The sequence below is a fragment of the Pseudomonas grimontii genome (genome assembly GCF_007858185.1).
In the GTDB taxonomy this organism is placed as follows: Bacteria; Pseudomonadota; Gammaproteobacteria; order Pseudomonadales; family Pseudomonadaceae; genus Aquipseudomonas; species Aquipseudomonas grimontii.
Genome location: NZ_VFES01000021.1, coordinates 62,936 through 88,244 on the forward strand (window position 1 = coordinate 62,936; position 25,309 = coordinate 88,244).

At 59.8% G+C, this 25,309-nt stretch carries 23 protein-coding genes; 11 read left to right on the plus strand and 12 right to left on the minus strand.

Going from position 1 to position 25,309, the window contains the following annotated elements:
• Window positions 1–39 precede the first annotated feature (39 nt).
• The 3 genes from FIV39_RS26335 to FIV39_RS26345 are packed head-to-tail and all read left to right on the plus strand — an operon-like array spanning window position 40 to window position 4,837.
• Window positions 40–1,005, plus strand: a complete 966-nt coding sequence (locus FIV39_RS26335; RefSeq protein WP_090401561.1) for an HlyD family secretion protein — start codon at window positions 40–42, stop codon at window positions 1,003–1,005.
• Window positions 1,002–3,719, plus strand: coding sequence for a ribosome-associated ATPase/putative transporter RbbA (gene rbbA, locus FIV39_RS26340; RefSeq protein WP_090401560.1), 2,718 nt, complete (start codon window positions 1,002–1,004; stop codon window positions 3,717–3,719). The genes FIV39_RS26335 and rbbA overlap by 4 nt, the downstream gene beginning before the upstream one ends.
• The gene (locus FIV39_RS26345) at window positions 3,719–4,837 is read left to right on the plus strand and encodes an ABC transporter permease (RefSeq protein ID WP_090401559.1); all 1,119 of its coding nucleotides are present in this window, start codon (window positions 3,719–3,721) and stop codon (window positions 4,835–4,837) included. The genes rbbA and FIV39_RS26345 overlap by 1 nt, the downstream gene beginning before the upstream one ends.
• Window positions 4,838–4,993: 156 nt before the next feature.
• On the opposite strand, the gene FIV39_RS26350 is transcribed toward FIV39_RS26345, so the two are convergent.
• On the minus strand, window positions 4,994–5,401 hold the full coding sequence (locus FIV39_RS26350; protein WP_090401558.1) for a flagellar basal body-associated protein FliL: 408 nt from the start codon (window positions 5,399–5,401) through the stop codon (window positions 4,994–4,996).
• A 150-nt stretch (window positions 5,402–5,551) separates the two neighbouring features.
• On the opposite strand from FIV39_RS26350, the gene FIV39_RS26355 reads away from it, so the two are divergent.
• Window positions 5,552–6,529, plus strand: coding sequence for an NADPH:quinone oxidoreductase family protein (locus FIV39_RS26355; protein WP_090401557.1), 978 nt, complete (start codon window positions 5,552–5,554; stop codon window positions 6,527–6,529).
• 247 nt (window positions 6,530–6,776) lie between these two features.
• The gene (glpT, locus tag FIV39_RS26360) at window positions 6,777–8,114 is read left to right on the plus strand and encodes a glycerol-3-phosphate transporter (RefSeq protein ID WP_065926651.1); all 1,338 of its coding nucleotides are present in this window, start codon (window positions 6,777–6,779) and stop codon (window positions 8,112–8,114) included.
• On the opposite strand, the gene FIV39_RS26365 is transcribed toward glpT, so the two are convergent.
• Entirely contained in the window at window positions 8,111–8,764 is a 654-nt protein-coding gene (locus FIV39_RS26365; protein ID WP_090401556.1) for a gamma-glutamylcyclotransferase, read from the minus strand. The two genes, glpT and FIV39_RS26365, sit on opposite strands and share 4 nt — an antisense overlap.
• Window positions 8,765–9,029: 265 nt before the next feature.
• Between FIV39_RS26365 and FIV39_RS26370 the strand changes: the two genes are divergently transcribed.
• Window positions 9,030–9,512: a sn-glycerol-3-phosphate transporter gene (locus FIV39_RS26370; protein WP_090401555.1), complete on the plus strand. Its 483-nt coding sequence runs from the start codon at window positions 9,030–9,032 to the stop codon at window positions 9,510–9,512.
• A 28-nt stretch (window positions 9,513–9,540) separates the two neighbouring features.
• Here the strand turns inward: FIV39_RS26370 and FIV39_RS26375 are convergent, their stop codons facing one another.
• The 5 genes from FIV39_RS26375 to FIV39_RS26395 all read right to left on the minus strand — a co-directional run bounded on the left by FIV39_RS26375 (window position 9,541) and on the right by FIV39_RS26395 (window position 14,772).
• Window positions 9,541–10,509, minus strand: a complete 969-nt coding sequence (locus FIV39_RS26375; protein WP_090401554.1) for a CDP-6-deoxy-delta-3,4-glucoseen reductase — start codon at window positions 10,507–10,509, stop codon at window positions 9,541–9,543.
• The gene (gene ubiD, locus FIV39_RS26380) at window positions 10,509–11,975 is read right to left on the minus strand and encodes a 4-hydroxy-3-polyprenylbenzoate decarboxylase (protein WP_090401553.1); all 1,467 of its coding nucleotides are present in this window, start codon (window positions 11,973–11,975) and stop codon (window positions 10,509–10,511) included. Before ubiD ends, FIV39_RS26375 begins: the two co-directional genes overlap by 1 nt.
• A 156-nt stretch (window positions 11,976–12,131) precedes the next feature.
• Window positions 12,132–13,391, minus strand: a complete 1,260-nt coding sequence (rho, locus tag FIV39_RS26385; protein WP_003176825.1) for a transcription termination factor Rho — start codon at window positions 13,389–13,391, stop codon at window positions 12,132–12,134.
• Between the two features lie 234 nt (window positions 13,392–13,625).
• On the minus strand, window positions 13,626–13,955 hold the full coding sequence (gene trxA / locus FIV39_RS26390; protein WP_015886460.1) for a thioredoxin TrxA: 330 nt from the start codon (window positions 13,953–13,955) through the stop codon (window positions 13,626–13,628).
• Between the two features lie 121 nt (window positions 13,956–14,076).
• Complete coding sequence (locus FIV39_RS26395) at window positions 14,077–14,772, minus strand: FadR/GntR family transcriptional regulator (protein WP_090401552.1); 696 nt, start codon at window positions 14,770–14,772, stop codon at window positions 14,077–14,079.
• A gap of 255 nt (window positions 14,773–15,027) precedes the next feature.
• On the opposite strand from FIV39_RS26395, the gene FIV39_RS26400 reads away from it, so the two are divergent.
• From FIV39_RS26400 to FIV39_RS26415, 4 genes are read left to right on the plus strand one after another with little or no spacing between them, the layout of a single operon-like run.
• Window positions 15,028–15,813: a transporter substrate-binding domain-containing protein gene (locus FIV39_RS26400; RefSeq protein ID WP_017530859.1), complete on the plus strand. Its 786-nt coding sequence runs from the start codon at window positions 15,028–15,030 to the stop codon at window positions 15,811–15,813.
• 17 nt (window positions 15,814–15,830) lie between these two features.
• A complete protein-coding gene (locus tag FIV39_RS26405; RefSeq protein ID WP_017736949.1) occupies window positions 15,831–16,499 on the plus strand; it encodes an amino acid ABC transporter permease in 669 nt (222 codons plus the stop codon).
• The gene (locus FIV39_RS26410) at window positions 16,496–17,146 is read left to right on the plus strand and encodes an amino acid ABC transporter permease (protein ID WP_090401551.1); all 651 of its coding nucleotides are present in this window, start codon (window positions 16,496–16,498) and stop codon (window positions 17,144–17,146) included. The genes FIV39_RS26405 and FIV39_RS26410 overlap by 4 nt, the downstream gene beginning before the upstream one ends.
• Window positions 17,133–17,870 (plus strand): amino acid ABC transporter ATP-binding protein, encoded by a 738-nt coding sequence (locus FIV39_RS26415; RefSeq protein WP_090401550.1) that lies wholly within the window; start codon window positions 17,133–17,135, stop codon window positions 17,868–17,870. Before FIV39_RS26410 ends, FIV39_RS26415 begins: the two co-directional genes overlap by 14 nt.
• A 4-nt stretch (window positions 17,871–17,874) precedes the next feature.
• On the opposite strand, the gene FIV39_RS26420 is transcribed toward FIV39_RS26415, so the two are convergent.
• From FIV39_RS26420 to FIV39_RS26440, 5 genes are all read right to left on the minus strand, one after another.
• Window positions 17,875–18,447 (minus strand): DUF1120 domain-containing protein, encoded by a 573-nt coding sequence (locus FIV39_RS26420; protein WP_143513854.1) that lies wholly within the window; start codon window positions 18,445–18,447, stop codon window positions 17,875–17,877.
• Complete coding sequence (locus FIV39_RS26425) at window positions 18,404–20,908, minus strand: fimbria/pilus outer membrane usher protein (RefSeq protein WP_244176256.1); 2,505 nt, start codon at window positions 20,906–20,908, stop codon at window positions 18,404–18,406. Before FIV39_RS26425 ends, FIV39_RS26420 begins: the two co-directional genes overlap by 44 nt.
• A gap of 6 nt (window positions 20,909–20,914) precedes the next feature.
• A complete protein-coding gene (locus FIV39_RS26430) occupies window positions 20,915–21,631 on the minus strand; it encodes a fimbria/pilus chaperone family protein (protein ID WP_090401547.1) in 717 nt (238 codons plus the stop codon).
• A 98-nt stretch (window positions 21,632–21,729) separates the two neighbouring features.
• Window positions 21,730–22,377, minus strand: a complete 648-nt coding sequence (locus FIV39_RS26435) for a DUF1120 domain-containing protein (protein ID WP_090401546.1) — start codon at window positions 22,375–22,377, stop codon at window positions 21,730–21,732.
• Between the two features lie 144 nt (window positions 22,378–22,521).
• Window positions 22,522–23,172, minus strand: coding sequence for a DUF1120 domain-containing protein (locus FIV39_RS26440; RefSeq protein WP_090401545.1), 651 nt, complete (start codon window positions 23,170–23,172; stop codon window positions 22,522–22,524).
• Window positions 23,173–23,677: 505 nt separating this feature from the next.
• Between FIV39_RS26440 and ppx the strand changes: the two genes are divergently transcribed.
• A complete protein-coding gene (gene ppx / locus FIV39_RS26445; protein ID WP_090401544.1) occupies window positions 23,678–25,180 on the plus strand; it encodes an exopolyphosphatase in 1,503 nt (500 codons plus the stop codon).
• Window positions 25,181–25,309 lie beyond the last annotated feature (129 nt).

Consider the following 25,309-nt stretch of genomic DNA (forward strand, 5'->3'; position numbering starts at 1 on the left):
ACCGGTCACACTGGGTCGTTAATGCCGCAGGAAGCAGCCATGTCGACGAATCATCACACCTCCCGCGTTTTCGCTATCGCGTTGATCGCTCTGTTAGTGGGCGCTGGCGGCTTTGGTTACTGGCGCTCCACCCAGGATCGCTTGCCCGACGGCCTGAGCATGGGCAATGGCCGCCTGGAATCCACCGAAGTGCAGATTGCCGCCAAGATCCCCGGGCGCCTGGCCGAGGTGCGGGTGGATGAAGGTGACAAGGTGCTCAAGGGCCAACTGCTGGCGCGCATGGACACCCGCACCCTGGAAGCCCAACGCGCCCAGGCCGAAGCTGAAGTACTGCGTGCCAAGGAAAATTTCGCCGCCGCAGAAGCCAATGTGCAACTGCGCCAAAGCGAGCAACTGCTGGCCCATCAGGAACTCAAGCGCACCCAGGAGCTGTACAAGCGCGGCTTTGCCAGTAGCCAGTTGATCGACCAACAGCAGGCCCGCCAGAACACCGGCAACGCCGCCGTGATCGCAGCGCAAGCCCAGGTCAATTCGGTAAAGGCCGCCATCGGTGCCGCACAGGCTCAAGTCGCCCAGCTCACCAGCGAAATCGATGACAGCAGCCTGCGCGCGCCCATCGACGGGATTATCCAACTGCGCCTGGCCGAGCCCGGCGAGGTCCTCGGTGCCGGCGGGCGCGTGCTGTTGCTGATCGATCCCGAGGATCAGTACATGAACCTCTACCTGCCCGCCTCCGTCACCGGTCGCCTGACGGTGGGCAGTGACGCACGCATCCTGCTCGATGCCCTGCCCCAGCAGCCGCTGCCGGCCAAGATCAGTTTTGTCGCCGCCAAGTCGCAGTTCACCCCCAAGGAAGTGGAAACCCGCGACGAACGACAAAAACTGGTATTTCGCGTCAAGCTGCGCCTGACCCAACCCAGCGCCGTGCCCCAGGCCAAACCGGGCATGCCCGGCGCCGGCTACGTGCGCATGGCTGATATCGACTGGCCGGCCAACCTGCAATGACCGACCTGGCGCTGCACGCCACCGGCATCAATCACCGTTACGGCAAGCAGCAGGCCTTGATCGACATCGCCTTCAGCCTGCCCACCGGCACGCGCTGCGGACTGATCGGCCCGGATGGGGCGGGCAAGTCGAGCCTGTTGGGGTTGATCGCTGGGGTTAAAAAGCTCCAGGACGGCCAACTGGAGGTGCTCGGCGGCGCCATCCAGGACCGTCGTCACCGCAACAGCCTGTACCCGCGCATCGCCTTCATGCCCCAGGGCCTGGGCGGCAACCTGTACCCCGAACTGTCCATCAGCGAAAACATCCGCTTCTTTGCCACGCTGTTCGGCCTGTCCAAAGCCGACTGCGACCAGCGCATGCACAACTTGCTGCTGGCCACCGACCTCGCGCGCTTCGCCGAGCGCCCGGCCGGCAAACTCTCCGGTGGCATGAAGCAGAAGCTCGGCCTGTGCTGCGCGCTGATCCACGACCCGGACTTGTTGATCCTCGACGAACCCACCACCGGCGTCGACCCGCTGTCGCGGCGGCGCTTCTGGGAACTGGTCGAGACCGTACGCAGCGAGCGCCCGCAACTGACGCTGCTGGTGGCCACGGCCTACATGGAAGAAGCCGAGCAATTCGAACATTGCCTGATGCTTGACCGTGGCAAGCTGATCGCCGACGGGCTCAGCAGTGATCTGGCGGCAGCGACCCCCAGCGGCAAACTGGATGAGGCCTTCACCCACTTCCAGGGCGACAGCGCCCATGACAACCAGCCGCTGGTGATCCCGCCAAGGGAAAACGCCAACACCGATATCGCCATCGAAGCCCACGACCTGACCCTGCGCTTCGGGGACTTCACGGCGGTGAACAAGGTCAGTTTTGCCATCGGCCGTGGCGAGATCTTCGGCTTCCTCGGCTCCAACGGTTGCGGCAAGACCACCACCATGAAAGTCCTCACCGGGCTGATGCCGGCCACTGAAGGCAGCGCCACGCTGCTGGGCAACCCGGTGAACGCCAAGGACCTGGCCACCCGCAAGCGCGTAGGTTTCATGTCGCAAAGCTTCTCGCTGTATGGCGAGCTCAGCGTGCGCCAGAACCTGGTGCTGCATGCACAACTGTTCGATTTGCCCAAGGCCGACAGCGGCCCGCGCATCGATGAACTGATCCAGCGCTTCGACCTCGGTGAAGTGGCCGAGCAGCCGTCCGGGGAGCTGCCCCTCGGCCTGCGCCAACGCTTGTCATTGGCCGTGGCGGTGCTGCATCGCCCGGAAGTGTTGATCCTCGATGAGCCCACCTCGGGCGTCGACCCAGCAGCGCGGGATGATTTCTGGCGGCTGTTGATCGAGTTGTCCCGCGAACAAGGGGTGACGATCTTCCTGTCCACCCATTTCATGAATGAAGCCCAGCGCTGTGACCGCATCTCCTTGATGCATGCCGGCAAGGTACTCGCCTGCGACACGCCGGACGCACTGCAACGGCAGTTCAACGGCGACACCCTGGAAGCCGCGTTCGTCACCTGCCTGGAGCACGCCCAAGGCGATGCCGAACCCGCCCCGCCCGCCAAAACCGTCAGCGAAACCCATGCGCCGCCCATCAGCAAGCGTGGTTTCAGCCTGTCCCGCCTGTTGGCCGTGGCCAGCCGCGAAGGCAAGGAGTTGCTGCGCGACAAAGTGCGCATGGCCTTCGCCCTGCTCGGCGCGATGTTCATGATGGTGATCTTCGGCTACGGCATTTCCCTGGACGTGGAAAACCTCGCCTTCGCCGTCTACGACCAGGACCAGACGCCACAAAGCCGCACCTACCTGGAAGCCTTCCGCAGCTCGCGCTACTTCGCCGAGCAGGCGCCGATCCAGGATGCCAATGAATTGCACCGACGCCTGCAACGCTCGGAAATCAAACTGGCCCTGGAGATCCCGCCCGGCTTTGGTCGCGATCTCTATGCCGGTCGCCAACCCACCGTGGCCGCGTGGCTCGATGGCGGCATGCCGTTTCGTGCGGAAACCAGCCGCAACTATGTGGAGGCGGTGCACCAAGGCAACCTGCAGCAACTGGCTGAACTGAGCAGCCAACCCCGCAGCAACCAGGCCGCCGCCAAGCTCGAAACTCGTTTTCGTTATAACCAGGACGTGGTCAGCGTGAACGCCATCGGCCCGGGCGTGATGGCACTGATCCTGGCGTTTATCCCGGCGATGCTCACCGCCCTGGGCATCGTGCGCGAGAAAGAATTGGGCTCGATCACCAACTTCTACGCCACACCGCTGACGCGCCTGGAGTTTCTGTTGGGCAAGCAGGCTCCCTACCTGGCCGTGAGTCTGGTCAACCTGGCGCTGCTGGTGGCGATGAATCGCTGGCTGTTCGGCGTACCGTTCAAGGGCAGCGGCCTGACGTTGGCGTTTGGCGGGCTGCTGTATGTACTGGCCACCACCAGCATGGGCCTGTTGATTTCCGCGTTCACCCGCACCCAGATCGCGGCGATCCTCGGCACCATGATCATCACCAGCCTGCCAACCATCCAGTTTTCCGGGCTGATCGTGCCGCGCTCGTCCCTGGAAGGCGCCGCTGCCTTGATGGGCACGCTGTTTCCGGCCGGGCACTTTTTGGATATTGCCGTGGGCACCTTCACCAAGGCCCTGGATCTGCGCCAGTTGTGGCCACAATGCCTGGCGCTGTTCGGCTTCTTTATCGGGTTCACCGGGTTGAGCCTGGTCATGCTCAAGAAGCAGGAGGCCTGATGCACAAGCTCGCACACATCTTCCGGCTGGGCATCAAGGAACTCACCAGCCTGCGTCACGACAGCGTATTGCTGCTGTTTCTGTTCTACGCCTTCACCGTCGCCATCTACATGCCCGCCGCCGGCTCGGTGATCGGCGTGCACAACGCCAGCGTGGCGTTTGTCGATGAAGACCACAGCGCGCTCTCACGGCAAATGGCCGAGGCGCTGCAACCGCCCGAGTTCCAACCCCCGGCGCCGTTGGCCTATGACCAGTTGGACAAGGTGATGGACAGCGGCCAGTACACCTTCGTAATCAACGTGCCAGCCAACTTCCAGGCCGACCTGTTGGCCGGTCGCCAGCCTGGCGTGCAGGTGAACGTCGACGCCACGGCGATGAGTCAGGCGTTCATGGGCGCAGGCTATATCGGGCGGATCTTCCAGCGCGAGTTGCTCAACTACAGCGGGCAAACCGATGCCGCAACCCAAGCGCCCGCACTGCTCACGACCCGCTCACTGTTCAACACCAACCTGGAGGGCGGCTGGTTCCTGGCGGTGATCCAGATCGTCAACAACATCACCATCCTGGCCATCGTGCTCACGGGCACCGCGTTGCTGCGAGAGCGCGAGCACGGCACCCTCGACCACCTGCTGGTGCTGCCGCTGACGGCGCTGGAAATCATGCTGGCGAAAATCTGGAGCAATATGCTGGTGGTGGTGCTGTGCACCTGGCTATCGCTGGAGGTGGTGGTCAAAGGGCTGCTCGGCGTGCCACTGGCCGGGTCGCTGGGACTGTTTCTGTTCGTGACCGCGTTGTACCTGTTTGCCAGTACGGCACTGGGGATCTTCCTCGCCACCCTCGCCCGCTCCACGCCACAGTTCGGCTTGCTGGCGATCCCGGTGATTATCCCGATGCTGCTGTTGTCAGGCGGCAGTACACCGCTGGACAGCATGCCCGAGTGGTTGCAGTGGGTGATGCAGGGCTCGCCGTCGACGCACTTTGTGAGCCTGAGCGCAGCGATTTTGTTTCGCGATGCGGGGGTCAGCGTGGTGTGGCCGGATTTGTTGGCCCTGGCGGGGATTGGGTTGTTGTTTTTTGCGGTGGCATTGGCGCGGTTCAGGAAGAGCCTGGCTTCCTGACGAAGCCCACGTAGCAGCTGCCGAGCGCAAGCGAGGCTGCGTCGGCCGCGCTGCCGATTCAGGACCGAGTAGCGCCCTACGCAGCCTCGCTTGCGCTCGGCAGCTGCTACGGGGTTTGCGCGGTTTTGGATAAGACGGTATCTACGGGGCAGCGCGTTACTGAATGATCAGGTTATTGAACAACAGATCTTCCACCATGGGCTTGCCCGTCTCGTCGTTCATCACTTGCTGGGTTTGCTTCAGCGCTTCCTGGCGCAGCTTTTCCTTGCCCTCGACAGTGCTCATCGTCTCATTGGTCTGCTGGGTGAATAGCGCGACCAACTGGTTACGGATCAATGCGTCGTTGGCCTTGACCGCTTTGGCGGCTTCCTCGCCAGTCACGCGCAGGGCGATGTCGGCCTTGAACACTTTGAGCTTGGCCGTGCCATCCAGGCCGTAGTTACCCACGAACGGCGGGCTCAGGCTGATATAACTGACCTTCGGCGCCGCACCTTCTTTGGCTTCTTCGGCCTGGGCTGCCATCGGCAAGGTCAGGGCCAGCATCAACAGGATCCACGCTTTCACAGTTCATTCCTCACATTCGGTTGCCGGGTAGCATAACGCTAGCAAGGCAGAGCACAAGCTTATGGCGACTTATCAGGGCCGAGCATGCTCGTTGACCCACAGGCCTACCCTCCTACACTTATCGGCCACGACACCAAAAGGAATAGCCCGATGAAAGCTGTGCTGTGCAAAGCCTTCGGCCCCGCCGAAACCCTGGTGCTGGAAGAAATCGCCAGCCCGGCGATCAAGAAGAACGAAATCCTGCTGGACGTGCACGCCGCCGGGGTCAACTTCCCCGACACCCTGATCATCGAGGGCAAATACCAGTTCAAGCCGCCCTTCCCGTTCTCGCCGGGTGGCGAGGCCGCGGGCGTGGTCAGCGAAGTGGGCGAAAAGGTCAGCCACCTGAAAGTCGGCGACCGGGTCATGGCGCTCACCGGCTGGGGCAGCTTTGCCGAGCAGGTCGCGGTGCCGGGCTACAACGTGCTGCCGATCCCGCCGAGCATGGACTTCAACACCGCCGCCGCCTTCAGCATGACCTACGGCACCTCGATGCACGCGCTCAAACAACGCGCCAACCTGCAACACGGCGAAACCCTGCTGGTACTCGGCGCTTCCGGCGGCGTGGGCCTGGCCGCCGTGGAAATCGGCAAGGCCATGGGCGCGCGGGTGATCGCCGCCGCGAGCAGCGCCGACAAACTCGCCGTGGCCAAGGCCGCCGGCGCCGATGAACTCATCAATTACAACGAAGCCAACCTCAAGGACGAGATCAAGCGCCTGACCGACGGCAACGGCGCCGATGTGATCTACGATCCGGTGGGCGGCGACCTGTTTGACCAGGCCATCCGCGCCATCGCCTGGAACGGCCGCCTGCTGGTGGTGGGTTTTGCCAGCGGGCGCATCCCGGAGCTGCCGGTGAACCTGGCGCTGCTCAAGGGCGCAGCGGTGGTCGGGGTGTTCTGGGGCTCGTTTGCCCAGCGCCAGCCGCAGGACAATGCGGCGAACTTCCAGCAACTGTTCACTTGGTACGGTGAGGGCAAGCTCAAGCCACTGGTGTCGCAGGTGTATCCGCTGGAGCAGGCTGCCCAGGCGATCAATGACCTGGGGCAGCGCCGGGCGGTAGGCAAGGTGGTCGTCCAAACCCGCTAACCGACCTTAAATGTAATCAAATGTGGGAGAGGGCTTGCCCCCGATGGCAGTGGGTCGGCTACAGATAAGCTGACTGACCTACCGCTATCGGGGGCAAGCCCCCTCCCACATTTGATCTTCGGTGTTCGTAAGAGAACATGCTCCTACTCTCATTTCCTGTATTCGCAGATAAGAAGCGATGCTATTTTCGGTAACGAAACTGTAACATTCGCATCCGCAGTCAAAACAAGAAATCTGGAGCTTTTGAATGTTTGCTTTCTTTCGTCCTGCCGCGCACCAGGCACCTCTGCCTGAAGAAAAAATAGACAGTACCTACCGACGGCTGCGCTGGCAGATCTTCGCCGGTATTTTCTTCGGTTATGCCGGGTACTACCTGCTGCGCAAAAACTTCTCCCTGGCCATGCCCTACCTGATCGACGAGGGTTATACCCGGGGTGAGCTGGGCCTGGCGATGTCGGCCATCGCGATCGCCTACGGCCTGTCCAAGTTCCTCATGGGCCTGGTGTCAGACCGCTCCAACCCGCGCTACTTCCTGCCCTTCGGCCTGCTCGTATCGGCGGGAGTGATGTTCATTTTCGGTTTCGCACCTTGGGCGACGTCCAGTGTGACCATGATGTTCATTTTGCTGTTCATCAACGGCTGGGCCCAGGGTATGGGCTGGCCGCCCAGTGGCCGGACCATGGTGCACTGGTGGTCGCAGAAAGAACGCGGCGGTGTGGTATCGGTGTGGAACGTGGCGCACAACGTTGGCGGCGGCCTGATCGGCCCGCTGTTCCTGCTGGGCATGGCCTGGTTCAACGACTGGCATGCCGCCTTCTACGTGCCGGCCACGGTGGCCTTGGCGGTGGCGGCGTTTGCCTTCATTACCATGCGCGACACTCCGCAATCGGTGGGCCTGCCACCGATTGAGCAATACAAGAACGACTACCCGGAAGGCTACGATGCCAGCCACGAAGACGAATTCAGCGCCAAGGAAATCTTCGTCAAGTACGTGCTGCGCAACAAAATGCTTTGGTACATCGCCTTCGCCAACGTGTTCGTCTACCTGCTGCGCTACGGCGTACTGGACTGGGCGCCAACCTACCTCAAGGAAGCCAAGCACTTCACGGTCGATAAGTCGTCTTGGGCGTACTTCTTCTACGAGTGGGCAGGTATTCCGGGCACGCTGCTGTGTGGCTGGATGTCGGACAAGATCTTCCGCGGCAACCGTGGCCTGACCGGCATCGTGTTCATGGCGCTGGTGACCGTTGCGACCCTGGTGTACTGGCTCAACCCACCGGGTAACCCGATGGTCGACATGATCGCGCTGTTCTCGATCGGCTTTTTGATCTACGGCCCGGTCATGCTGATCGGCCTGCAGGCGCTGGAACTGGCCCCGAAGAAAGCCGCCGGTACGGCTGCCGGCTTCACCGGTCTGTTCGGCTACCTGGGCGGTTCGGTGGCGGCCAGTGCGGCCATGGGCTACACCGTGGACCATTTCGGCTGGGACGGTGGTTTTGTGCTGCTGATCGGCGCGTGCCTGCTGGCCATCGCGTTCCTGATCCCAACGCTGTGGCACACCAACAGCGTCAGCTCGGCGCGTTAATCGCCTGGGCAATCCTTGGCACAACGCTTGAGCCGCGCCTCCAGATTCTTGTCTGGCATGGCGTGGCTACGCAGGGCGTTGACGGTCTGCTCGACATAATCGCGAGTGGTCCCGTAACGCCCGCAAGCGCTTTGCAACACATGGTTCAGCACGATATCGGGCAAGTTGCCGGCGTAACTGGGCAAGTGCCGCTCCAACACAAACCCCAACGCCTGCACCTGACTGCCATCTTCAAGACGGCAGCTGAGCCAGTGCGGCCGGTAGGAGGGGTAAGGCATCTCGCGCTGCCACAAGGCGTAGAGCGAGGCCTCCAGTTGATCTTCCGGCAAGCGGTAGGCAAACCCGCTGCACGAGCCACCGCGATCCAGGCCAAAGACCAAGCCCGGCAACTCCGGCGTACCCCGATGCTCATGGGACCACAGGTACAGGCCCCGGTGATAACCATGTACCCGTGCCCGCACCCGTTCGGTCGACGAACATTCCGGGCGCCAGATCAGCGAACCATACGCAAATAGCCAGACCGGGCCACCCTTGTGCCGGCCCATGGTGGCCTGCATCGAGCTCATTAACTGTTCGTGAGTGAGTTGCGGCCCAAGATCGAGCCGCGGAGGGTAAGCCAATTGCAAAAGATCGGATTCAATGGCGGTCATGGCGAAAAGCGGTGCGCCCCCTGTGTGTTACCAGTTGTAAGCAACTTTACCGTAATAAAACGCGCCGCTGTAACCGTACGGCGAAAAAGTGCTACAGGCGGTTGTCGCGACTGCGGTGACGGCGCAGCCCTTTTCGTCAGGATTGCACCCGGCAATCTCGCTACTTTCAGCCCCGGTTCAGCCTGGGAGCACGCCAAGCGGTCAAAATAGCGCGCACATCACGACCCACCTAGCCGCCATCAAACCGACTATCGAGGTCGCTCCCATGAAGAAATTTCGACTGCCTGGCCTGCTGCTCCTGGCCCAAGCCACCACCGCACTGGCTGGCGAAACACCGCCCGCCAATGACGACAAAGGCTTCTGGTACGCGCAGACCAGCGTGTATACCCGGCACTTCGCGCCGGACAAAGATCACAACAACAACCAGGACCTGATCGGCCTGGAGCGCAATGAAGCATCAGGATTGGTGTATGGCGGGGCGACGTTTCGCAACTCGTTCAGCCAGCGCTCCTACTATGCCTATGCAGGCAAGCGCTATGAGATGACCGACTATCCGGTGTACCTGAAGGTCACAGGCGGGGCGATCCAGGGCTATCGCGGCAAATACCGCGACAAGATCCCCCTGAACCGTTTCGGCGTAGCGCCGGTGATCATTCCGTCGGTAGGCACCCATTACGGGCCGGTGGCAGCGGAACTGGTGCTGCTGGGGTTCAATGCGGCGATGGTGACGACCGGGGTACGATTCTGAGCACGTCCCCTCCCACAGTTTGAACGCCTCAGGCCCGCGGGGCGTAGGCGAATACGTCGGCGCGCATCTGGTGTGCATCCATACCGGCGTCGACCAACGCATCCAGCGTGCCGTAGATCATCGCCGGTGAACCGCTGGCATAGACATGCACCGCCTTGAGGTCGGCAATGTCTTCGCACACCGCTTCATGCAGCAAGCCGCAGCGCCCCTCCCAACCGCATAGGTCGCTGACCACCTTGTGCAGGAACAGGTTGGGCAGTTGCAGCCATTGGTCCCAGTGCTCGATCTCGTAGAAATCTTCCGGGCGACGCACACCCCAGTACAGATGTACCGGGTGCTTGAACCCGGAAGCACGGCAATGCTCGATCAGGCTGTGCATCTGCGCCATGCCGGTACCGGCGGCGATCAGCACCAAGGGCCCGTCCGGCAGCTCGGCCAGGTGGGTGTCGCCAAATGGCAGCTCGATGCGCGCCATCTGGTCGCGCTGCAATTGCTCCAGCAAGTTGCGCGCGCTGTCCTCGCGGGCCAATACATGCAGCTCCAACTCGCGACCGGCATGGGGCGCCGACGCCAGGGAAAATGCCGACTTCTCGCCATTCTCCCGCTCGATCATCAGGTATTGCCCGGCGTGGTAACGCACCGCCTTGCCGGCCGGGGCCCGCAGGCGCACGCGCCACACATCGCCGCCCACTTCCACGCACTCGCTCAATTGGCATGACAACTTGCGCAACGGCAACTCTCCCGGCGCCAGCACGCCATCCCACAACACCACGCAATCCTCCAGTGGTTCGGCGATGCAGGTGTAGAACTCACCATGGTCGCGCACTTCGCCGGCTTGCTGCACCCGGCCTTCCACCAGCAGTGCGGCGCACACGTGGCACACGCCATTGCGACACGCCTGAGGGCATTCGTAGCCCAGGCGGCGCGCGCCTTCGAGGATTCGCTCGCCGGGGACCAGCTCCAGCACGGCGCCGGAAGGTTGCAGGGTTACACGCATCAATCTATTCCCAATTCTTTCCAGATCGCATCGACACGTGCCGTGACGGCTTCATCCTTGACGATCACCCGGCCCCACTCGCGGGTCGTTTCACCCGGCCATTTGTGGGTAGCGTCCAGGCCCATCTTCGAGCCCAGGCCCGACACCGGCGACGCGAAGTCGAGGTAGTCGATCGGCGTGTTGTCGATCATCACCGTGTCGCGCTTGGGGTCCATGCGCGTGGTGATGGCCCAGATCACGTCGTTCCAGTCCCGGGCATTGATGTCGTCGTCGGTGACAATAACGAACTTGGTGTACATGAACTGTCGCAAAAACGACCACACACCCAGCATTACCCGCTTGGCATGCCCCGGGTACGACTTCTTCATCGTCACGATGGCCATGCGATACGAGCAGCCTTCCGGCGGCAGATAGAAGTCGGTGATTTCCGGGAATTGCTTCTGCAGGATCGGCACGAACACTTCGTTCAGCGCCACACCCAGGATCGCCGGCTCATCTGGCGGACGACCGGTGTAGGTGCTGTGGTAGATCGGTTTGATCCGGTGTGTGATGCGCTCGACGGTGAACACCGGGAAGCTGTCGACTTCGTTGTAATAGCCGGTGTGGTCGCCGTATGGGCCTTCATCGGCCATCTCGCCTGGATGAATCACGCCTTCGAGGATGATTTCAGCGGTGGCCGGGACTTGCAGGTCGTTGCCACGGCACTTCACCAGCTCGGTGCGGTTGCCGCGCAACAGGCCGGCGAAAGCGTATTCGGACAAGCTGTCGGGCACCGGGGTTACGGCGCCGAGGATGGTCGCAGGGTCAGCGCCCAGGGCCACGGATACCGGGAATGGCTGGCCGGGGTGTTTTTCGCACCACTCACGGTAGTCCAGCGCGCCGCCACGATGGCTCAGCCAACGCATGATCACCTTATTGCGGCCGATCACTTGCTGGCGGTAGATACCCAGGTTCTGGCGGTCCTTGTTCGGGCCCTTGGTAACGGTCAGGCCCCAGGTGATCAGCGGGCCGACGTCGCCGGGCCAGCAGGTTTGCACGGGGAGCATGGCGAGGTCGACGTCATCCCCTTCGATGACCACTTCCTGGCACACCGCGTCCTTGACCACCTTGGGTGCCATGGCAATGATCTTGCGGAAGATCGGCAGCTTCGACCAGGCATCCTTGAGGCCCTTGGGCGGCTCGGGCTCCTTGAGGAACGCCAGCAGCTTGCCGATTTCGCGCAACTCGCTGACCGACTCGGCGCCCATGCCGAAGGCTACGCGGTCGGGAGTACCGAACAGGTTGCCGAGCACCGGGATGTCAAAACCGGTCGGGTTCTCGAACAGCAGCGCCGGGCCCTTGTTACGCAAGGTGCGGTCGCAAATCTCAGTCATTTCCAGCACCGGGGAAATCGGCATCTGGATACGTTTCAACTCTCCGCGCTGCTCAAGTTGCTGCACGAAATCCCGAAGATCCTTGAATTTCATTAACCATGCCACCCGTAAAATAGGCGTACATCCTACCTGCTCTGAGGGCTGCTGGCAGCTTATCGCGGCGCATTTGGGTCAGGAACAGGCTTAAAAAACGCGCAAAAAAAAATGGCGCCCCTGGGGGCGCCATTCTTTCGGACCTGAAACGTCGTATTACTTACGTTTCATCGACAGGAAGAACTCGTCGTTGGTCTTGGTGGTTTTCAACTTGTCGATCAGGAACTCGATGGCCGCAACTTCGTCCATCGGGTGCAGCAGCTTGCGCAGGATCCACATGCGCTGCAGTTCGTCGTCGGCGGTCAGCAACTCTTCACGGCGGGTGCCGGAGCGGTTGATGTTGATCGCCGGGAACACGCGTTTTTCCGCGATGCGACGGTCCAGGGGCAGTTCCATGTTGCCGGTACCCTTGAACTCCTCGTAGATCACTTCGTCCATCTTCGAACCGGTTTCAACCAGTGCGGTGGCGATAATGGTCAGCGAGCCGCCTTCTTCGATGTTCCGCGCGGCACCGAAGAAACGCTTCGGTTTCTCCAGGGCGTGGGCATCGACACCACCGGTGAGGACCTTGCCGGAGCTCGGGATCACGGTGTTGTAGGCACGGGCCAGACGGGTGATGGAGTCGAGCAGGATCACCACGTCCTTCTTGTGTTCGACCAGGCGCTTGGCCTTCTCGATCACCATTTCGGCAACCTGCACGTGGCGGGTTGGCGGCTCATCGAACGTCGAGGCAACCACTTCGCCGCGCACGGTGCGCTGCATTTCGGTTACTTCTTCCGGACGCTCATCGATCAGCAATACGATCAGGTGAACTTCAGGATTGTTACGTGCAATGTTCGCTGCAATGTTCTGCAGCATGATGGTCTTACCGGCTTTCGGCGGTGCGACGATCAGGCCACGCTGGCCTTTGCCGATCGGGGCGCACAGGTCGATCACACGACCGGTCAAGTCTTCGGTGGAACCGTTACCGGCTTCCATCTTCATGCGCACGGTCGGGAACAGCGGGGTCAGGTTCTCGAAGAGAATCTTGTTTTTCGCGTTCTCGGGACGATCAAAGTTGATCGTGTCGACCTTGAGCAGGGCGAAGTAACGCTCGCCTTCCTTCGGTGGGCGGATCTTGCCAACGATGGTGTCACCGGTGCGCAAGTTGAAGCGACGGATCTGGCTCGGCGAGACATAGATGTCGTCTGGACCGGCGAGATAGGAGGCGTCTGCAGAGCGGAGGAAACCGAAGCCGTCCTGGAGAATCTCCAGCACGCCATCACCGGAGATTTCCTCGCCGCTTTTCGCGTGCTTTTTCAGCAGGGAGAAAATCACGTCCTGCTTGCGCGAACGGGCCATATTTTCTATGCCCATTTCTTCGGCCAGTTGGAGCAGGTCGGTAATCGGCTTTTGCTTGAGTTCAGTCAGATTCATATAGGAATGACGTAATCATTTATGGAGGGGGGGAAATTAAGCTTTTGGCTTAATGAGGCCGCGCCGCAGAGAAGGCGACAGGATCGCGTACTAATCGAAAAGGAATGCGTCGGCGACGGCTTGCAGGGGGCAGTGGAGAAACCAGTGCGGGGCCGAATGTACCACCTGAGTTTCGGAGCGTCTAGCCCTGTTTCACGAAAAAGCCCCGCTATTTACGGGGCTTTTTGACGACGCTTAGATGTTCGCGTCGAGGAAAGCTTGCAGCTGAGACTTCGACAGCGCGCCCACCTTAGTGGCTTCGACGTTGCCGTTCTTGAACAGCATCAACGTAGGAATACCGCGCACGCCATGCTTGGCCGGGGTTTCCTGGTTGTCGTCGATGTTCAGTTTGGCAATGGTCAGCTTGCCTTCGTAGGTGGTTGCAATGTCGTCCAGGACCGGAGCGATCATTTTGCAAGGGCCACACCATTCAGCCCAGTAGTCAACCAGCACCGGGCCAGCAGCCTTGAGTACTTCGGCCTCAAAGGTCGCGTCGGTGACGTGCTTGATAAGATCGTTGCTCATGGATGTCTCCGGATTGTAAGCAAAAAAAACGTTGCCCATCATAGCCGCCCTTCCCCCGTTCAGGAAGCCGCCTCTGATTGAGTCTTCCTATGATGGCGCATGAGTTTGGGTATAGCCCAACTCAGGGCGTAACGGGAGTCACGAAGGCGATACCTGTACGCAACGCCGCATTGCGTACATGCTCCTGCATGGTTTTCTGCGCCGACGCACTGGCCCGCCGGGCCAGGGCGCGCAGGATTTTGCGATGTTCCTGCCAGGTTTCCATGGCCCGCTCCGGCCGGATGAACGGTAGTTTCTGGCTTTCCAGAAACACCTCGGCACTGGCACTCAGGATGCTCACCATCGCCTGGTTACCGCTGGCCAGCAGGATCCGCTGGTGGAATTCGAAGTCCAGCCGTGCGGCCGCTTCGAAGTCGCCGGCCTTGAGCACCTTGCGCATCGCTTCGACATTGTCTTCCAGGCTGTCCAGTTCATCGATCGTCAGCGTGACAGCCGCCAAACCCGCCGCAAACCCTTCCAGCGCATAGCGCAACTGGAAGATATCGAGCGGCGTGGCCTGGGCTGCAAAAGGCCAGGCAAATCCCGGCGCGTCATCCACCGCCTGCACGAACACGCCTTTACCTGGCTGCACACTGACCACACCCAAGGCGCTCAAGGACGACAGCGCCTCGCGCAGCGACGCCCGGCTGACGCCCAACTGCACCGCCAGGTCGCGCTGGGACGGCAGTGCATCGCCCGGCCCGAAGCCTTGCTCCTTGATCAGTTTGCGGATGGCCTGCAGGGCCGCTTCCGGTACGGCTTGGGCGATGGAATTCATAAAAAACTCAAGGTTCCAGTCAACAGAGCGGCTAGTTGTAAAGCTATTCGTGGCCCGCGGCAAGCCACGCCCCAAAGGGGCTCGCGGGGTTTTATCGACGCTCGAAAAGGGTGCGAAAAATCGCAGCACTGTTCAGACCAGTAAGACCACCGCACCTCAACAAACTCAAGCCTCGCAGACGATCCGCGCAGTACTGGCACGGGCTGTGCACTGAGCAAATCCAGAAAATTCCTTCGCCCTTCTCGGAGAGTTGCCATGACCAAGCGCTACAGCGCCCTGCTCACTGCCCTGTTTGCCAGCCTGATGCTGAGCCAGGCACCCGCCCAGGCCAACGGTCTGGACGATATCGTCGCCCGTGGCACCCTCAAGGTCGCCGTGCCCCAGGACTTCCCGCCGTTCGGTTCGGTCGGCCCCGACATGAAGCCCCGTGGCCTGGACATCGACACCGCCAAGCTGCTGGCCGACCAACTCAAGGTCAAGCTGGAGCTGACCCCGGTCAACAGCACCAACCGCATCCCGTTCCTCACCACCGGCAAGGTCGACCTGGTGATCTCCAGCCTGGGCAAGAACCCCGAGCGCGAAAAGGTCATCGATTTCTCCAAGGCCTACGCACCGTTCTACCTGGCCGTATTCGGCCCGCCTGACGCCGCCATCAGCAGCACCGACGACCTCAAGGGCAAGACCATCAGCGTGACCCGTGGCGCCATCGAAGACATCGAGCTGACCGCCGTAGCGCCCAAGGAAGCCACCATCAAGCGCTTCGAAGACAACAACTCCACCATCGCCGCCTACCTGGCCGGTCAGGTCGACCTGATCGCCAGCGGCAACGTGGTGATGGTGGCGATCAGCGAACGCAACCCGAAACGCGTGCCTGCACTGAAAGTGAAGCTCAAGGACTCGCCGGTGTACGTGGGCGTGAACAAGAACGAGCCGGCGCTGCTGGAGAAGGTCAACCAGATCCTGGTCGCGGCCAAGGCCGACGGCAGCCTGGAAAAGAACGCGATGCAATGGCTGAAAGAGCCGCTGCCCGCCGATCTTTGATACGACGGAGCTGACTCATGGCGTATCAATTTGACTTTGTGCCGGTGCTGGCCAATACCGATCTGCTGTTGCGCGGCGCGTTGTTCACTCTTGAGCTGACGGCCATCGGTGCGATCCTGGGGGTGGCCCTGGGCACCGTCGGCGCGGTGGTGCGGGCGTGGAAAATCCAGCCATTTGCCTGGTTCTTCGGCGTCTATGTCGAGTTGATCCGCAACACACCGTTCCTCGTGCAGCTGTTCTTCATTTTCTTCGGCCTGCCGTCCCTGGGGCTGAAAATCACCGAGTGGCAGGCTGCTGTATTGGCGATGGTGATCAACCTGGGGGCCTACTCCACGGAGATCATCCGCGCCGGCATCCAGGCCATCCCGCGCGGGCAATTGGAAGCCGCCGCCGCGCTGGCGATGACGCGCTTCGAAGCGTTTCGCCATGTGGTGCTGCTGCCGGCGCTGGGCAAGGTGTGGCCGGCCCTGAGCAGCCAGATCATCATCGTGATGCTCGGTTCGGCGGTGTGTTCGCAGATCGCCACCGAGGAGCTGAGTTTTGCCGCCAACTTTATCCAGTCGCGCAATTTCCGCGCGTTTGAAACCTATGCGCTGACCACCCTGGTGTACCTGTGCATGGCGTTGATGATTCGCCAGCTGCTCAACTGGATCGGCCGCCGCTTTGTGATGAGGAATAGCCGATGAGTGATTTTTCCTTCTGGGACATCGTGCGCAACCTGCTTACGGGCCTGCAGTGGACGCTGTTGCTGTCGCTGGTGGCGTTTATCGGCGGCGGCCTGATCGGCTTGCTGGTGATGACCATGCGCATCAGCAGCAAAGCGTTCCCGCGCAATGTTGCGCGCACCTATATCGAACTGTTCCAGGGCACACCGTTATTGATGCAGCTGTTCCTGGTGTTCTTCGGCATCGCCCTGTTGGGGGTGGATATTTCACCGTGGCTGGCAGCGGCGATTGCCCTGACGTTGTTTACCAGTGCGTACCTCGCCGAAATCTGGCGCGGCTGCGTCGACTCCATCGCCCATGGGCAGTGGGAAGCATCGGCCAGCCTGGCGCTCAATCCGCTTGAACAACTGCGCTACGTGATCCTGCCCCAAGCCCTACGCATTGCGGTGGCACCCACGGTTGGGTTCTCGGTGCAAGTGGTCAAAGGCACCGCCGTCACTTCAATCATCGGCTTCACCGAACTGACCAAGACCGGCGGCATGCTCGCCAACGCCACCTTCGAGCCTTTTATGGTCTACGGCCTGGTGGCGCTCGGTTACTTCCTGCTCTGCTACCCCTTATCCCTCAGTGCGCGCTACCTGGAAAGGAGACTGCATGCCTCTGCTTAGAATTTCCGCCCTGCATAAATATTACGGCGATCACCACGTCCTCAAGGGCATCGACCTGACCGTTGAAGAAGGCCAGGTGGTAGCGATCATCGGCCGCAGCGGCTCGGGCAAGTCCACCTTGCTGCGAACCCTCAATGGCCTGGAATCGATCAACGACGGCGTGATCGAGGTTGATGGCGAATACCTCGATGCCGCCCGTGCCGATCTGCGCAGCCTGCGACAGAAAGTCGGCATGGTGTTCCAGCAGTTCAACCTGTTCCCGCACCTGACCGTAGGCGAAAACGTCATGCTCGCACCGCAAGTGGTGCAGAAAGTGCCAAAGGCCAAGGCAGCACAACTTGCCAGGCAAATGCTGGAGCGCGTAGGCCTGGGTGAGAAATTCGACGCTTTCCCCGATCGCCTGTCAGGCGGCCAGCAGCAACGCGTTGCCATTGCCCGCGCCCTGGCCATGTCACCCAAGGTGCTGCTTTGCGATGAAATCACCTCAGCCCTGGACCCGGAGCTGGTCAACGAAGTGCTCAGCGTGGTGCGCCAACTGGCCAAGGACGGTATGACCTTGATCATGGTGACGCACGAAATGCGCTTCGCCCGGGAAGTCGGCGACAAGCTGGTGTTCATGCACCAGGGCAAGGTGCATGAAGTCGGTGACCCGAAGTTGTTGTTTGCCAACCCGCAGACTGCCGAGTTGGCGAACTTCATCGGCACTACCGAAGCGCACGCCTGATCGATCAGCCGCCGGGTACCCATTCAAAACGCCCGCTACCCTCCAGCAACGTTTTATCGCGGACGGGGGGCGCGGCGCTCGATAGATAGGTGTCGACCTGCACCTGCGCAGAAAAGACTCGCCCCCTGACAGCCTGCCCGGCCTTCAGCACCACCAGCGCTTGGTCAGGCCGCAGTTGAGCACTGCGCTCGGCTCGGTTGTGCATCGGTGCCAGCTCTATTGCTTGGCCATCCAGCAGTGGCTGTTGCAGCGTCAGGTCAAAACGCCCCGCCCGGCCAAACCTGAAACCTTGGGCATCGGCCGGCACACCCTGAAAACGCAACGCAATCAACGTAGGCTCAGAGCACACCACGTTCAGGCGCACCATGCGTTTACCCAGGAAAATCCCGCGAGGCTCGGGCGTTGTACCGGGGCGCAGAAGCCCGTAATCAATTTGTGGCTGGCTCACTGATAGGCGGCACTCAGAAGCCGAAGCCTCAAAAACCGTCAACAGGCTCAACACCACCGTAAGAGCTCCCGGCGCCAAGGCACCTTTAACGGCAGACCGCCGCTGTGTTTTCATAAAGTTGGCCATCATCGTTTTGTTCCGACAGGTCGAGTTGCAGTTTGCAGGAGGTCGCGTTCGGCAATGACACGGTCAGGGCTTGTGGCGCGTCGATGTTGCTCAGGAAAATCAGGCCGTCCCCGACGACTGTGGTCAGGAATGTAGTGTCTGCTGCCATAACCGAAGCGCCTTTGGCCAACGGTCGGCCACTTTGATCGATGGCACGCAACAGCACCCGCCGGACCTTCACCACTTCAAAGTCGACCGTACTGAATGAGCCTCGCCCAGCCTCCAGGGTTTTGATGCCATTCTTGATATCAACCTGACGTGGCAGGGATTTGCCTTCCACCTCGACGAGACTGGACTGATAGGCAGGCAAGCCCGGTATCACCGCCATTCCCCATCGGTCAGTCCATACAGGCCCTTGGGGTGTGGTGATGCGCGCGCCCGAAACATCGCCGACCGAAGCAACTCCAAAGGTATCCTCGACCCTGTACGGTGACAGCGTCAGCCCACGCTCATGTGCCACAACCGCGCCCTGCAACTGTCCGCTATAGCTGGTGCTGGTCGACTCCCGGTTAACGCCCAGGCCCAGCTGGGCGTAACGGGACGTCGTGTTGAGCGTACCGCCCAGCGCATGCCGGGCGTCAGCACCCAGGTCGCTGTCGGCGCGAAGTTCATAATTGAGCGTGTCGTCGACGCGCTCGCTGAAAGCTGTGCCAATACTTGATCGACTTCCCTGGCGCCTGGCCGTGGAAGTCAGCGAACGATCCCCACCCAAGGGAACGCTGACCTGCAGGCGAATGCCGACCCCATCGTTGTCGTCCTTGTTATTGCCGGAAGCACCCACCTGCGAGTCCACGCTCACCCCGACGTTGGCGTACTTGAAATTCTTGTTCCAGGAACCATGGATATGCTGGGAGGTGTGGCTGTTGAAGTTTGCAGCACGGGTGTATCCGATCGCGAATCCGCCCAACTGTGGGTCCGCCCAGTTGAACCCCGCCGTGTATTGATTTTTGAAGCGCGAGTCCACTCCCTCCCCCATATCGGCGCGCACAGTGTCGAGCACATCACGAAAACCTGGCGTCTGGGTCGTAGCACTCAAGGTCATGTGCACATCACCCGGCAATACGCTCCCCAAGGAGACGCTGTTACGCATGCCCCGCACGCTGTTCTTGCTGTCACGTGAGAGGTTGTTACGCAGGCCAACAGAGAAACGCTGCGCGAAATTGCTGTCCAGTGCCAACCCCACGGAATTGTAATGGTCCGTAACCTGCACACCCGAGCTGAGGGCGGTATCGGGTGTGAGCGCCCAGGTCCCGGAGCCCATGGCCAGCAGAGGTTCATCGGCACCGCTGCGGTCCACGTCCCGAATCGTGCCCACGGCCGCGGTATAACCTGACTTCAACGGCACCGCACCACGAAAGGAAGCGGCTGGTACGACAAAACTACGCTGTCCGCCACGGGTCTCGATAACCCGCACTTCAAGATCGCTCGTGCCGTTGAGCAGCGGCAGGTTGCTCAACACAAACGGCCCTTCCGGCACGACCGTTGTGTAGATCAGGGCGCCCGACTGACGCACCTCTACCCGCGACTGGCTCAGGGCCTGGCCTTCGACCACCACACCATTGCTGCCGGCACCGCCTTCGACACCGTCTGGAGACAGCTGAAAACCGGTCAGTTGCATGCCGCCAAACACCGGACTGTTACCGGCGATCTGTCCCACCTGGAAAGTAGACGCCAACGACGCAAGATCCCGTTGCGCATAAGCGTATAAGTGCTCTGTCCTTGAACGACCATCGGTCGAGAAATAAAGCTGGCGACTGCGTGCAATCCAATCGCCGACGTTGAACCCCAACTCCGTAGACGCCGATAGAAAACGCCCCCTGGCCTCGCGCGAATGACTGTTGATACCTTGCAAATCGTAGTTGAGCAGGCCCGCCGTTCCTCCTCGGGCGAAGTGGCCAGTACCTCGTTGCGGCTCACGTATCGCCGGGGTCGGAACCACGATCGACACCTCTTCGTTGCCCGGGCGCAGGGTCAATACCGTACTGGGAAACTCGGCAAGAAAGTCATGGCAGGCCTGATCAGCGGGAACCTGCTTGTCTATCACCGAAGCAGGTACACGCAGGCCTCCGCGATCCAGCAAGCCGCGGGTAAAGCACAGCTCCCCCTCATGGTTGAACCGCGCATCGGTCAATCCAATGCGATCACCATTAACCGTCAGATCGACGACCCGAACGCCTTCACTGAATCGCGGTGCGTTCTGAAAATAGCGGGCGACCGATGGATCAAGTCCGCGATGCTGCAAGATGGCTAGATCGAATCCCAGAGGGGATGCCCCAGGCCCGGCATACACATGCCCAGCCGCTCCCGTAAACATCGCTACGCAGACTGAAAGACTGACTCGGTGAAACATAAAAGGCGCTTCGGCCTTTTGTACGTCACGTCGGTTTTTACGAACAACGCCGGCAACCTCGTTTATTTTTCTCATACGCGGTCAAGGCGTGTTGGCTACGAGCAGGGCATCGTAATTGTCTACGGTAAATCCATAGACAGTGGCAGGCGCGATGGTGACTGACCTGGCATCAGGGTTGGGGCTTGAAAATTCGGCGCTCAACACCTCACCCGGCAAAACATAGGTGCGTGAAAGATAGGCTTTGGCTTTTTGCGGGTTCAGTTGCACCTCAGCGGCCAAACGAACGATATAGGGACTATCGTTGCGCACGCTCAAGGTTTTGCCCTGCAGGCTCCAGGTCAGCAGCTCCCAAGGCGCATTGTGCTGGGGCAGGCCCTTGGGGTGGAGAATCAGTGGCAGGTTTTGTCGCAGACTGATACCAATCGTCGCCCCTGACCCTGGCTGGGTCTGTGGAATGCCCTCGAAGGTGACACGTTTTAGACGCTGGGTTTTGAGCGGTTCGTTGCCGATCGCCAGAAACCTCACCATTTGCAACTCGCCACCGTCCACCCTGGAAACAGGTGGAGTGACAACCACCAGCGGTTCAAGATCTTCAGGAACATCTTCAATTGCCGAATGGAGTAGCGCCGGCCCTGCATCAGTATTTTTGACGTTAATACTGACCTCACCATCCGCTTCATTCAGCACAATGACAGTGGTTTCAGGCTCCATACCATCGGCGTACGCTGCACCGCATAAAAGAAAGTTGACGCACATGCATATCGCTAAAAAAAACTTTGACTTCGAGAAGACGCTCATTCGATCTTTCCTTTACTTCGAGCACAGCAAAACAGCCAACACAAGTTAAAACTTCAAACACGCGAAGCCTCAACCTGCGCTGGCCGACCCGGCATCGCTTACAAGTAGCGCAACTCTAAGGTGGCATGGCCATCCAGATTGATGCCTTGACCGACGGAGAAAGCAGAGGTCTTGTTGATGACTCCTTGTACTTGCAAGTTGCCGGAAACGACGGACAGCTTAATCGGCGTAGTTGTGCCTGATGCCCAACTCGTCAAATGCGGCGGCTGTGCCAGAGCACCATCGCCGAAGGTCCAGGCAGCACCGTTATTGTTCGAACCATTAACCCTGACAACCTTACCGTCGGCGACGGTATTCGCCATGAACATAACGTAACCGCCCACCTTCTCACCTTTGGATGAGGTACCCAGTCCATAGTTGAAGGTGTCGATATATGTCCGGTTAAATGCAGTTTGCATCATCCCGGGCACTTTACTGCCTGCACGATTGTCCTGTGTCCTGATGCTTACCAAGGTAGGCGCATCACACCTGACTGTGAAGGGAGTGCTTTTTTTATCCAATTTTGTGTAATTAGTGACACTCAGCGAACTCGGTCGAATCATACCGTAATCAAAAACCGAGTTAGCTATCGTAAAACTACAACTTGCGGGAGCAATAGTGCCTTTAACACGCACATCAGCAGCTTGGGCGTTCAGACCAGCAACGCCAAAAAACATCCCCATCAATAAAACTGCTTTATTTTTCATGAACAGCCCTTTTTATAAAAACCATGAGTAACGCCCAAACTTATTTCGTTTGAGCTATTAATTTTCAACGCACAGCGACAAGACAACCAAGCCTATCGACATAACGGCGTCGCTTTCACCGTATCCAAGCAACAGGTATGTTGCTTAGAGATAGACCAATTCAAGAGTTGCATGACCATCCAGCATTATTTCGCTATTCATGGTCAACGCAGAGGTCTTATTAATAACCGGCTGAACCCTCAAGTTGCCGGAAACAACTTTCAACCTGATAGGTGTGTACGCAGAGCCTGAACGCCAACTGCCCAACTCCGGCGGTTGCCCCAAGACTTGATCTGTGTAGTGCCACGTCGCCCCATTATTGAAGGACCGTGCTAGAAGAACCGCTCTTCCATCTGCAACGTTATTCTCCATAAAAACAACATAGCCACCGATATTTTCACCCTTAGCCGTAGTACCAAGCCCGTAGTTAAACCCATCGTGATAAGTCCTGTTATACATAACCTGCATCAAACCAGGCACTTTACTGGATGCACGATTATCCAGCGTCTTGATTCCGACCATCGTAGGGGACGAGCAACTGACAGCAAAAGGCGTCCCCTTTTTATCTAACTTTGTGTAGTTTGTAGCGCTTAACGAACTAGGATTAATTCGCCCAAAATCAAGGGTCGAATTAGTAATGGTAAAACTACAGCTGGCAGGGGCAATAGAACCCTTGACCCGCAAATCCGCAGCTTGAGCATTCAGGCCAGCGACGGCAAGAAACAGCCCCACGAACAAAGCACTTCTACTTTTCATCTATAGCTCAACTCACTATCAGTGATCATTTACCGGCGCGTAGCTAAAGGCTCAAACGCTCCGAAAGCCAACTTTACAAGCCGCATTTAAAATGCCGACCCACTGAACCCTTAGCCCATAAACAAATACCACCACGGTCCAAATCGCCGACCCGAAGTATTAACACTCCACCCAATCAATAAAGCCGGAAAAAATATCAACCATCGTAAGAGCGTTCAGCAGCGTCCCTTCCACATTTGAGCAATCACTGTGCGAATAAAAATAACAACTCAGAGGACTAATAAAAAACTGCGTAGGAATTAGTTACTACCCCGTAAATAAAGGCCTCTAAAAATACGGACTACGGTAGCGATTGACCTTGTAATACAACTGTCATGAAAACCTCCTACAACCCGCATCGGCGATTTCCGCAGAGGCGCTGATTGGAAATCCTCTGGCGCTACGCGTTGGCGTCAGCTGTCGATCGTGGCACGATGGCAAGGTTATCGACCGAGACCCCCTAACCATGCCGCAATCCCAAGCCAAGAATCTGTCCCTGATCGCCGCCATCGACCTGGGCTCCAACAGCTTTCACATGGTCGTGGCCAAGGCCCAGAACGGCGAAATACGCATCCTTGAGCGGCTCGGAGAAAAAGTGCAACTGGCTGCCGGGATCGACGATGAGCGCCAGCTCAATGAAGAGTCCATGCAGCGAGGGCTCGATTGCCTCAAGCGTTTTGCCCAACTGATCAATGGCATGCCCCTGGGTGCTGTACGAATCGTCGGCACCAACGCCTTGCGCGAAGCCCGCAACCGGGGCGAATTCATCCGCCGCGCCGAGGAAATCCTCGGGCATCCGGTAGAGGTCATCTCCGGCCGTGAAGAAGCGCGCCTTATCTACCTCGGCGTGTCGCATACCCTCGCAGATACTCCTGGTAAGCGCCTGGTCGCCGATATCGGTGGCGGCAGTACCGAGTTCATCATCGGCCAGCGCTTCGAACCGCTGCTGCGTGAAAGCCTGCAGATGGGCTGTGTCAGCTATACCCAACGTTATTTCAAGGACGGCAAGATCACCCCGGCTCGCTATGCCCAGGCCTATACGGCGGCGCGACTGGAGATCATGAGCATCGAGCACGCCCTGCACCGCCTGACCTGGGATGAAGCCATCGGCTCATCCGGCACCATCCGTGCCATCGGCCTGGCGCTCAAGGCCGGCGGCCATGGCACCGGCGAGGTCAATGCCGAAGGTCTGGCGTGGCTCAAGCGCAAGCTGTTCAAGCTGGGGGATGCCGAGAAAATCGACTTCGACGGTATCAAGCCCGACCGTCGCACCATCTTCCCGGCCGGCCTGGCGATTCTCGAGGCGATCTTCGACGCCCTCGAACTGCAGCGCATGGACCACTGTGACGGCGCCCTGCGTGAAGGCGTGCTGTATGACCTGCTGGGCCGCCATCACCACGAGGACGTGCGTGAGCGCACCCTCACCTCGCTGATGGAGCGTTATCACGTCGACCTGGAGCAGGCCGCTCGTGTGGAGCGCAAAGCCCTGCACGCCTTCGACCAGGTCGCCGAGGACTGGGACCTGGAAGACGGCGTGTGGCGCGAACTGCTGGGCTGGGCGGCCAAGGTGCATGAAGTGGGCCTGGACATCGCCCACTACCATTACCACAAGCACGGCGCCTACCTGATCGAGCACTCCGACCTGGCCGGCTTCTCCCGGGAAGACCAACAGATGCTCGCGCTACTGGTGCGCGGCCATCGCCGCAACATTCCCAAGGACAAATTCGCCGAGTTCGGCGACGAAGGCATCAAGCTGATCCGCCTGTGCGTGCTGCTGCGCTTTGCGATCCTGTTCCACCACATTCGTGGCACCCAGGAAATGCCTCAGGTGACACTGCGCGCCAACGGCGACAGCCTGGATGTCGTGTTCCCGAAAGGCTGGCTGGATGAGAACCAGCTGACCCAGGCGGACTTTGGCCAGGAAGCGGAGTGGCTGACACGGGTGGGGTTCAGCCTGAACCTGCGCTGAGCCGATCTAAAGAACACTGCAAAAACACATGTGGGAGGGGGCTTGCTCCCGATTACGGTGTGTCAGTCGCGAATACTTTGACTGAACCACCGCAATCGGGAGCAAGCCCCCTCCCACATTTTCAGACCG

Excerpts from the sequence above, each read along its gene's own strand:
- FIV39_RS26425 (WP_244176256.1), bottom strand. The coding sequence starts at position 20,908 with ATGAGAAAAATAAACGAGGTTGCCGGCGTTGTTCGTAAAAACCGACGT.
- FIV39_RS26440 (WP_090401545.1), bottom strand. The coding sequence starts at position 23,172 with ATGAAAAGTAGAAGTGCTTTGTTCGTGGGGCTGTTTCTTGCCGTCGCT.
- FIV39_RS26370 (WP_090401555.1), top strand. The coding sequence starts at position 9,030 with ATGAAGAAATTTCGACTGCCTGGCCTGCTGCTCCTGGCCCAAGCCACC.
- glpT (WP_065926651.1), top strand. The coding sequence starts at position 6,777 with ATGTTTGCTTTCTTTCGTCCTGCCGCGCACCAGGCACCTCTGCCTGAA.
- rbbA (WP_090401560.1), top strand. The coding sequence starts at position 1,002 with ATGACCGACCTGGCGCTGCACGCCACCGGCATCAATCACCGTTACGGC.
- FIV39_RS26375 (WP_090401554.1), bottom strand. The coding sequence starts at position 10,509 with ATGCGTGTAACCCTGCAACCTTCCGGCGCCGTGCTGGAGCTGGTCCCC.
- FIV39_RS26355 (WP_090401557.1), top strand. The coding sequence starts at position 5,552 with ATGAAAGCTGTGCTGTGCAAAGCCTTCGGCCCCGCCGAAACCCTGGTG.
- FIV39_RS26435 (WP_090401546.1), bottom strand. The coding sequence starts at position 22,377 with ATGAAAAATAAAGCAGTTTTATTGATGGGGATGTTTTTTGGCGTTGCT.
- trxA (WP_015886460.1), bottom strand. The coding sequence starts at position 13,955 with ATGAGCAACGATCTTATCAAGCACGTCACCGACGCGACCTTTGAGGCC.
- FIV39_RS26420 (WP_143513854.1), bottom strand. The coding sequence starts at position 18,447 with ATGATGGCCAACTTTATGAAAACACAGCGGCGGTCTGCCGTTAAAGGT.
- FIV39_RS26415 (WP_090401550.1), top strand. The coding sequence starts at position 17,133 with ATGCCTCTGCTTAGAATTTCCGCCCTGCATAAATATTACGGCGATCAC.
- ppx (WP_090401544.1), top strand. The coding sequence starts at position 23,678 with ATGCCGCAATCCCAAGCCAAGAATCTGTCCCTGATCGCCGCCATCGAC.
- FIV39_RS26430 (WP_090401547.1), bottom strand. The coding sequence starts at position 21,631 with ATGAGCGTCTTCTCGAAGTCAAAGTTTTTTTTAGCGATATGCATGTGC.
- rho (WP_003176825.1), bottom strand. The coding sequence starts at position 13,391 with ATGAATCTGACTGAACTCAAGCAAAAGCCGATTACCGACCTGCTCCAA.
- FIV39_RS26400 (WP_017530859.1), top strand. The coding sequence starts at position 15,028 with ATGACCAAGCGCTACAGCGCCCTGCTCACTGCCCTGTTTGCCAGCCTG.
- FIV39_RS26345 (WP_090401559.1), top strand. The coding sequence starts at position 3,719 with ATGCACAAGCTCGCACACATCTTCCGGCTGGGCATCAAGGAACTCACC.
- FIV39_RS26410 (WP_090401551.1), top strand. The coding sequence starts at position 16,496 with ATGAGTGATTTTTCCTTCTGGGACATCGTGCGCAACCTGCTTACGGGC.
- FIV39_RS26405 (WP_017736949.1), top strand. The coding sequence starts at position 15,831 with ATGGCGTATCAATTTGACTTTGTGCCGGTGCTGGCCAATACCGATCTG.
- FIV39_RS26395 (WP_090401552.1), bottom strand. The coding sequence starts at position 14,772 with ATGAATTCCATCGCCCAAGCCGTACCGGAAGCGGCCCTGCAGGCCATC.
- FIV39_RS26365 (WP_090401556.1), bottom strand. The coding sequence starts at position 8,764 with ATGACCGCCATTGAATCCGATCTTTTGCAATTGGCTTACCCTCCGCGG.
- FIV39_RS26335 (WP_090401561.1), top strand. The coding sequence starts at position 40 with ATGTCGACGAATCATCACACCTCCCGCGTTTTCGCTATCGCGTTGATC.
- ubiD (WP_090401553.1), bottom strand. The coding sequence starts at position 11,975 with ATGAAATTCAAGGATCTTCGGGATTTCGTGCAGCAACTTGAGCAGCGC.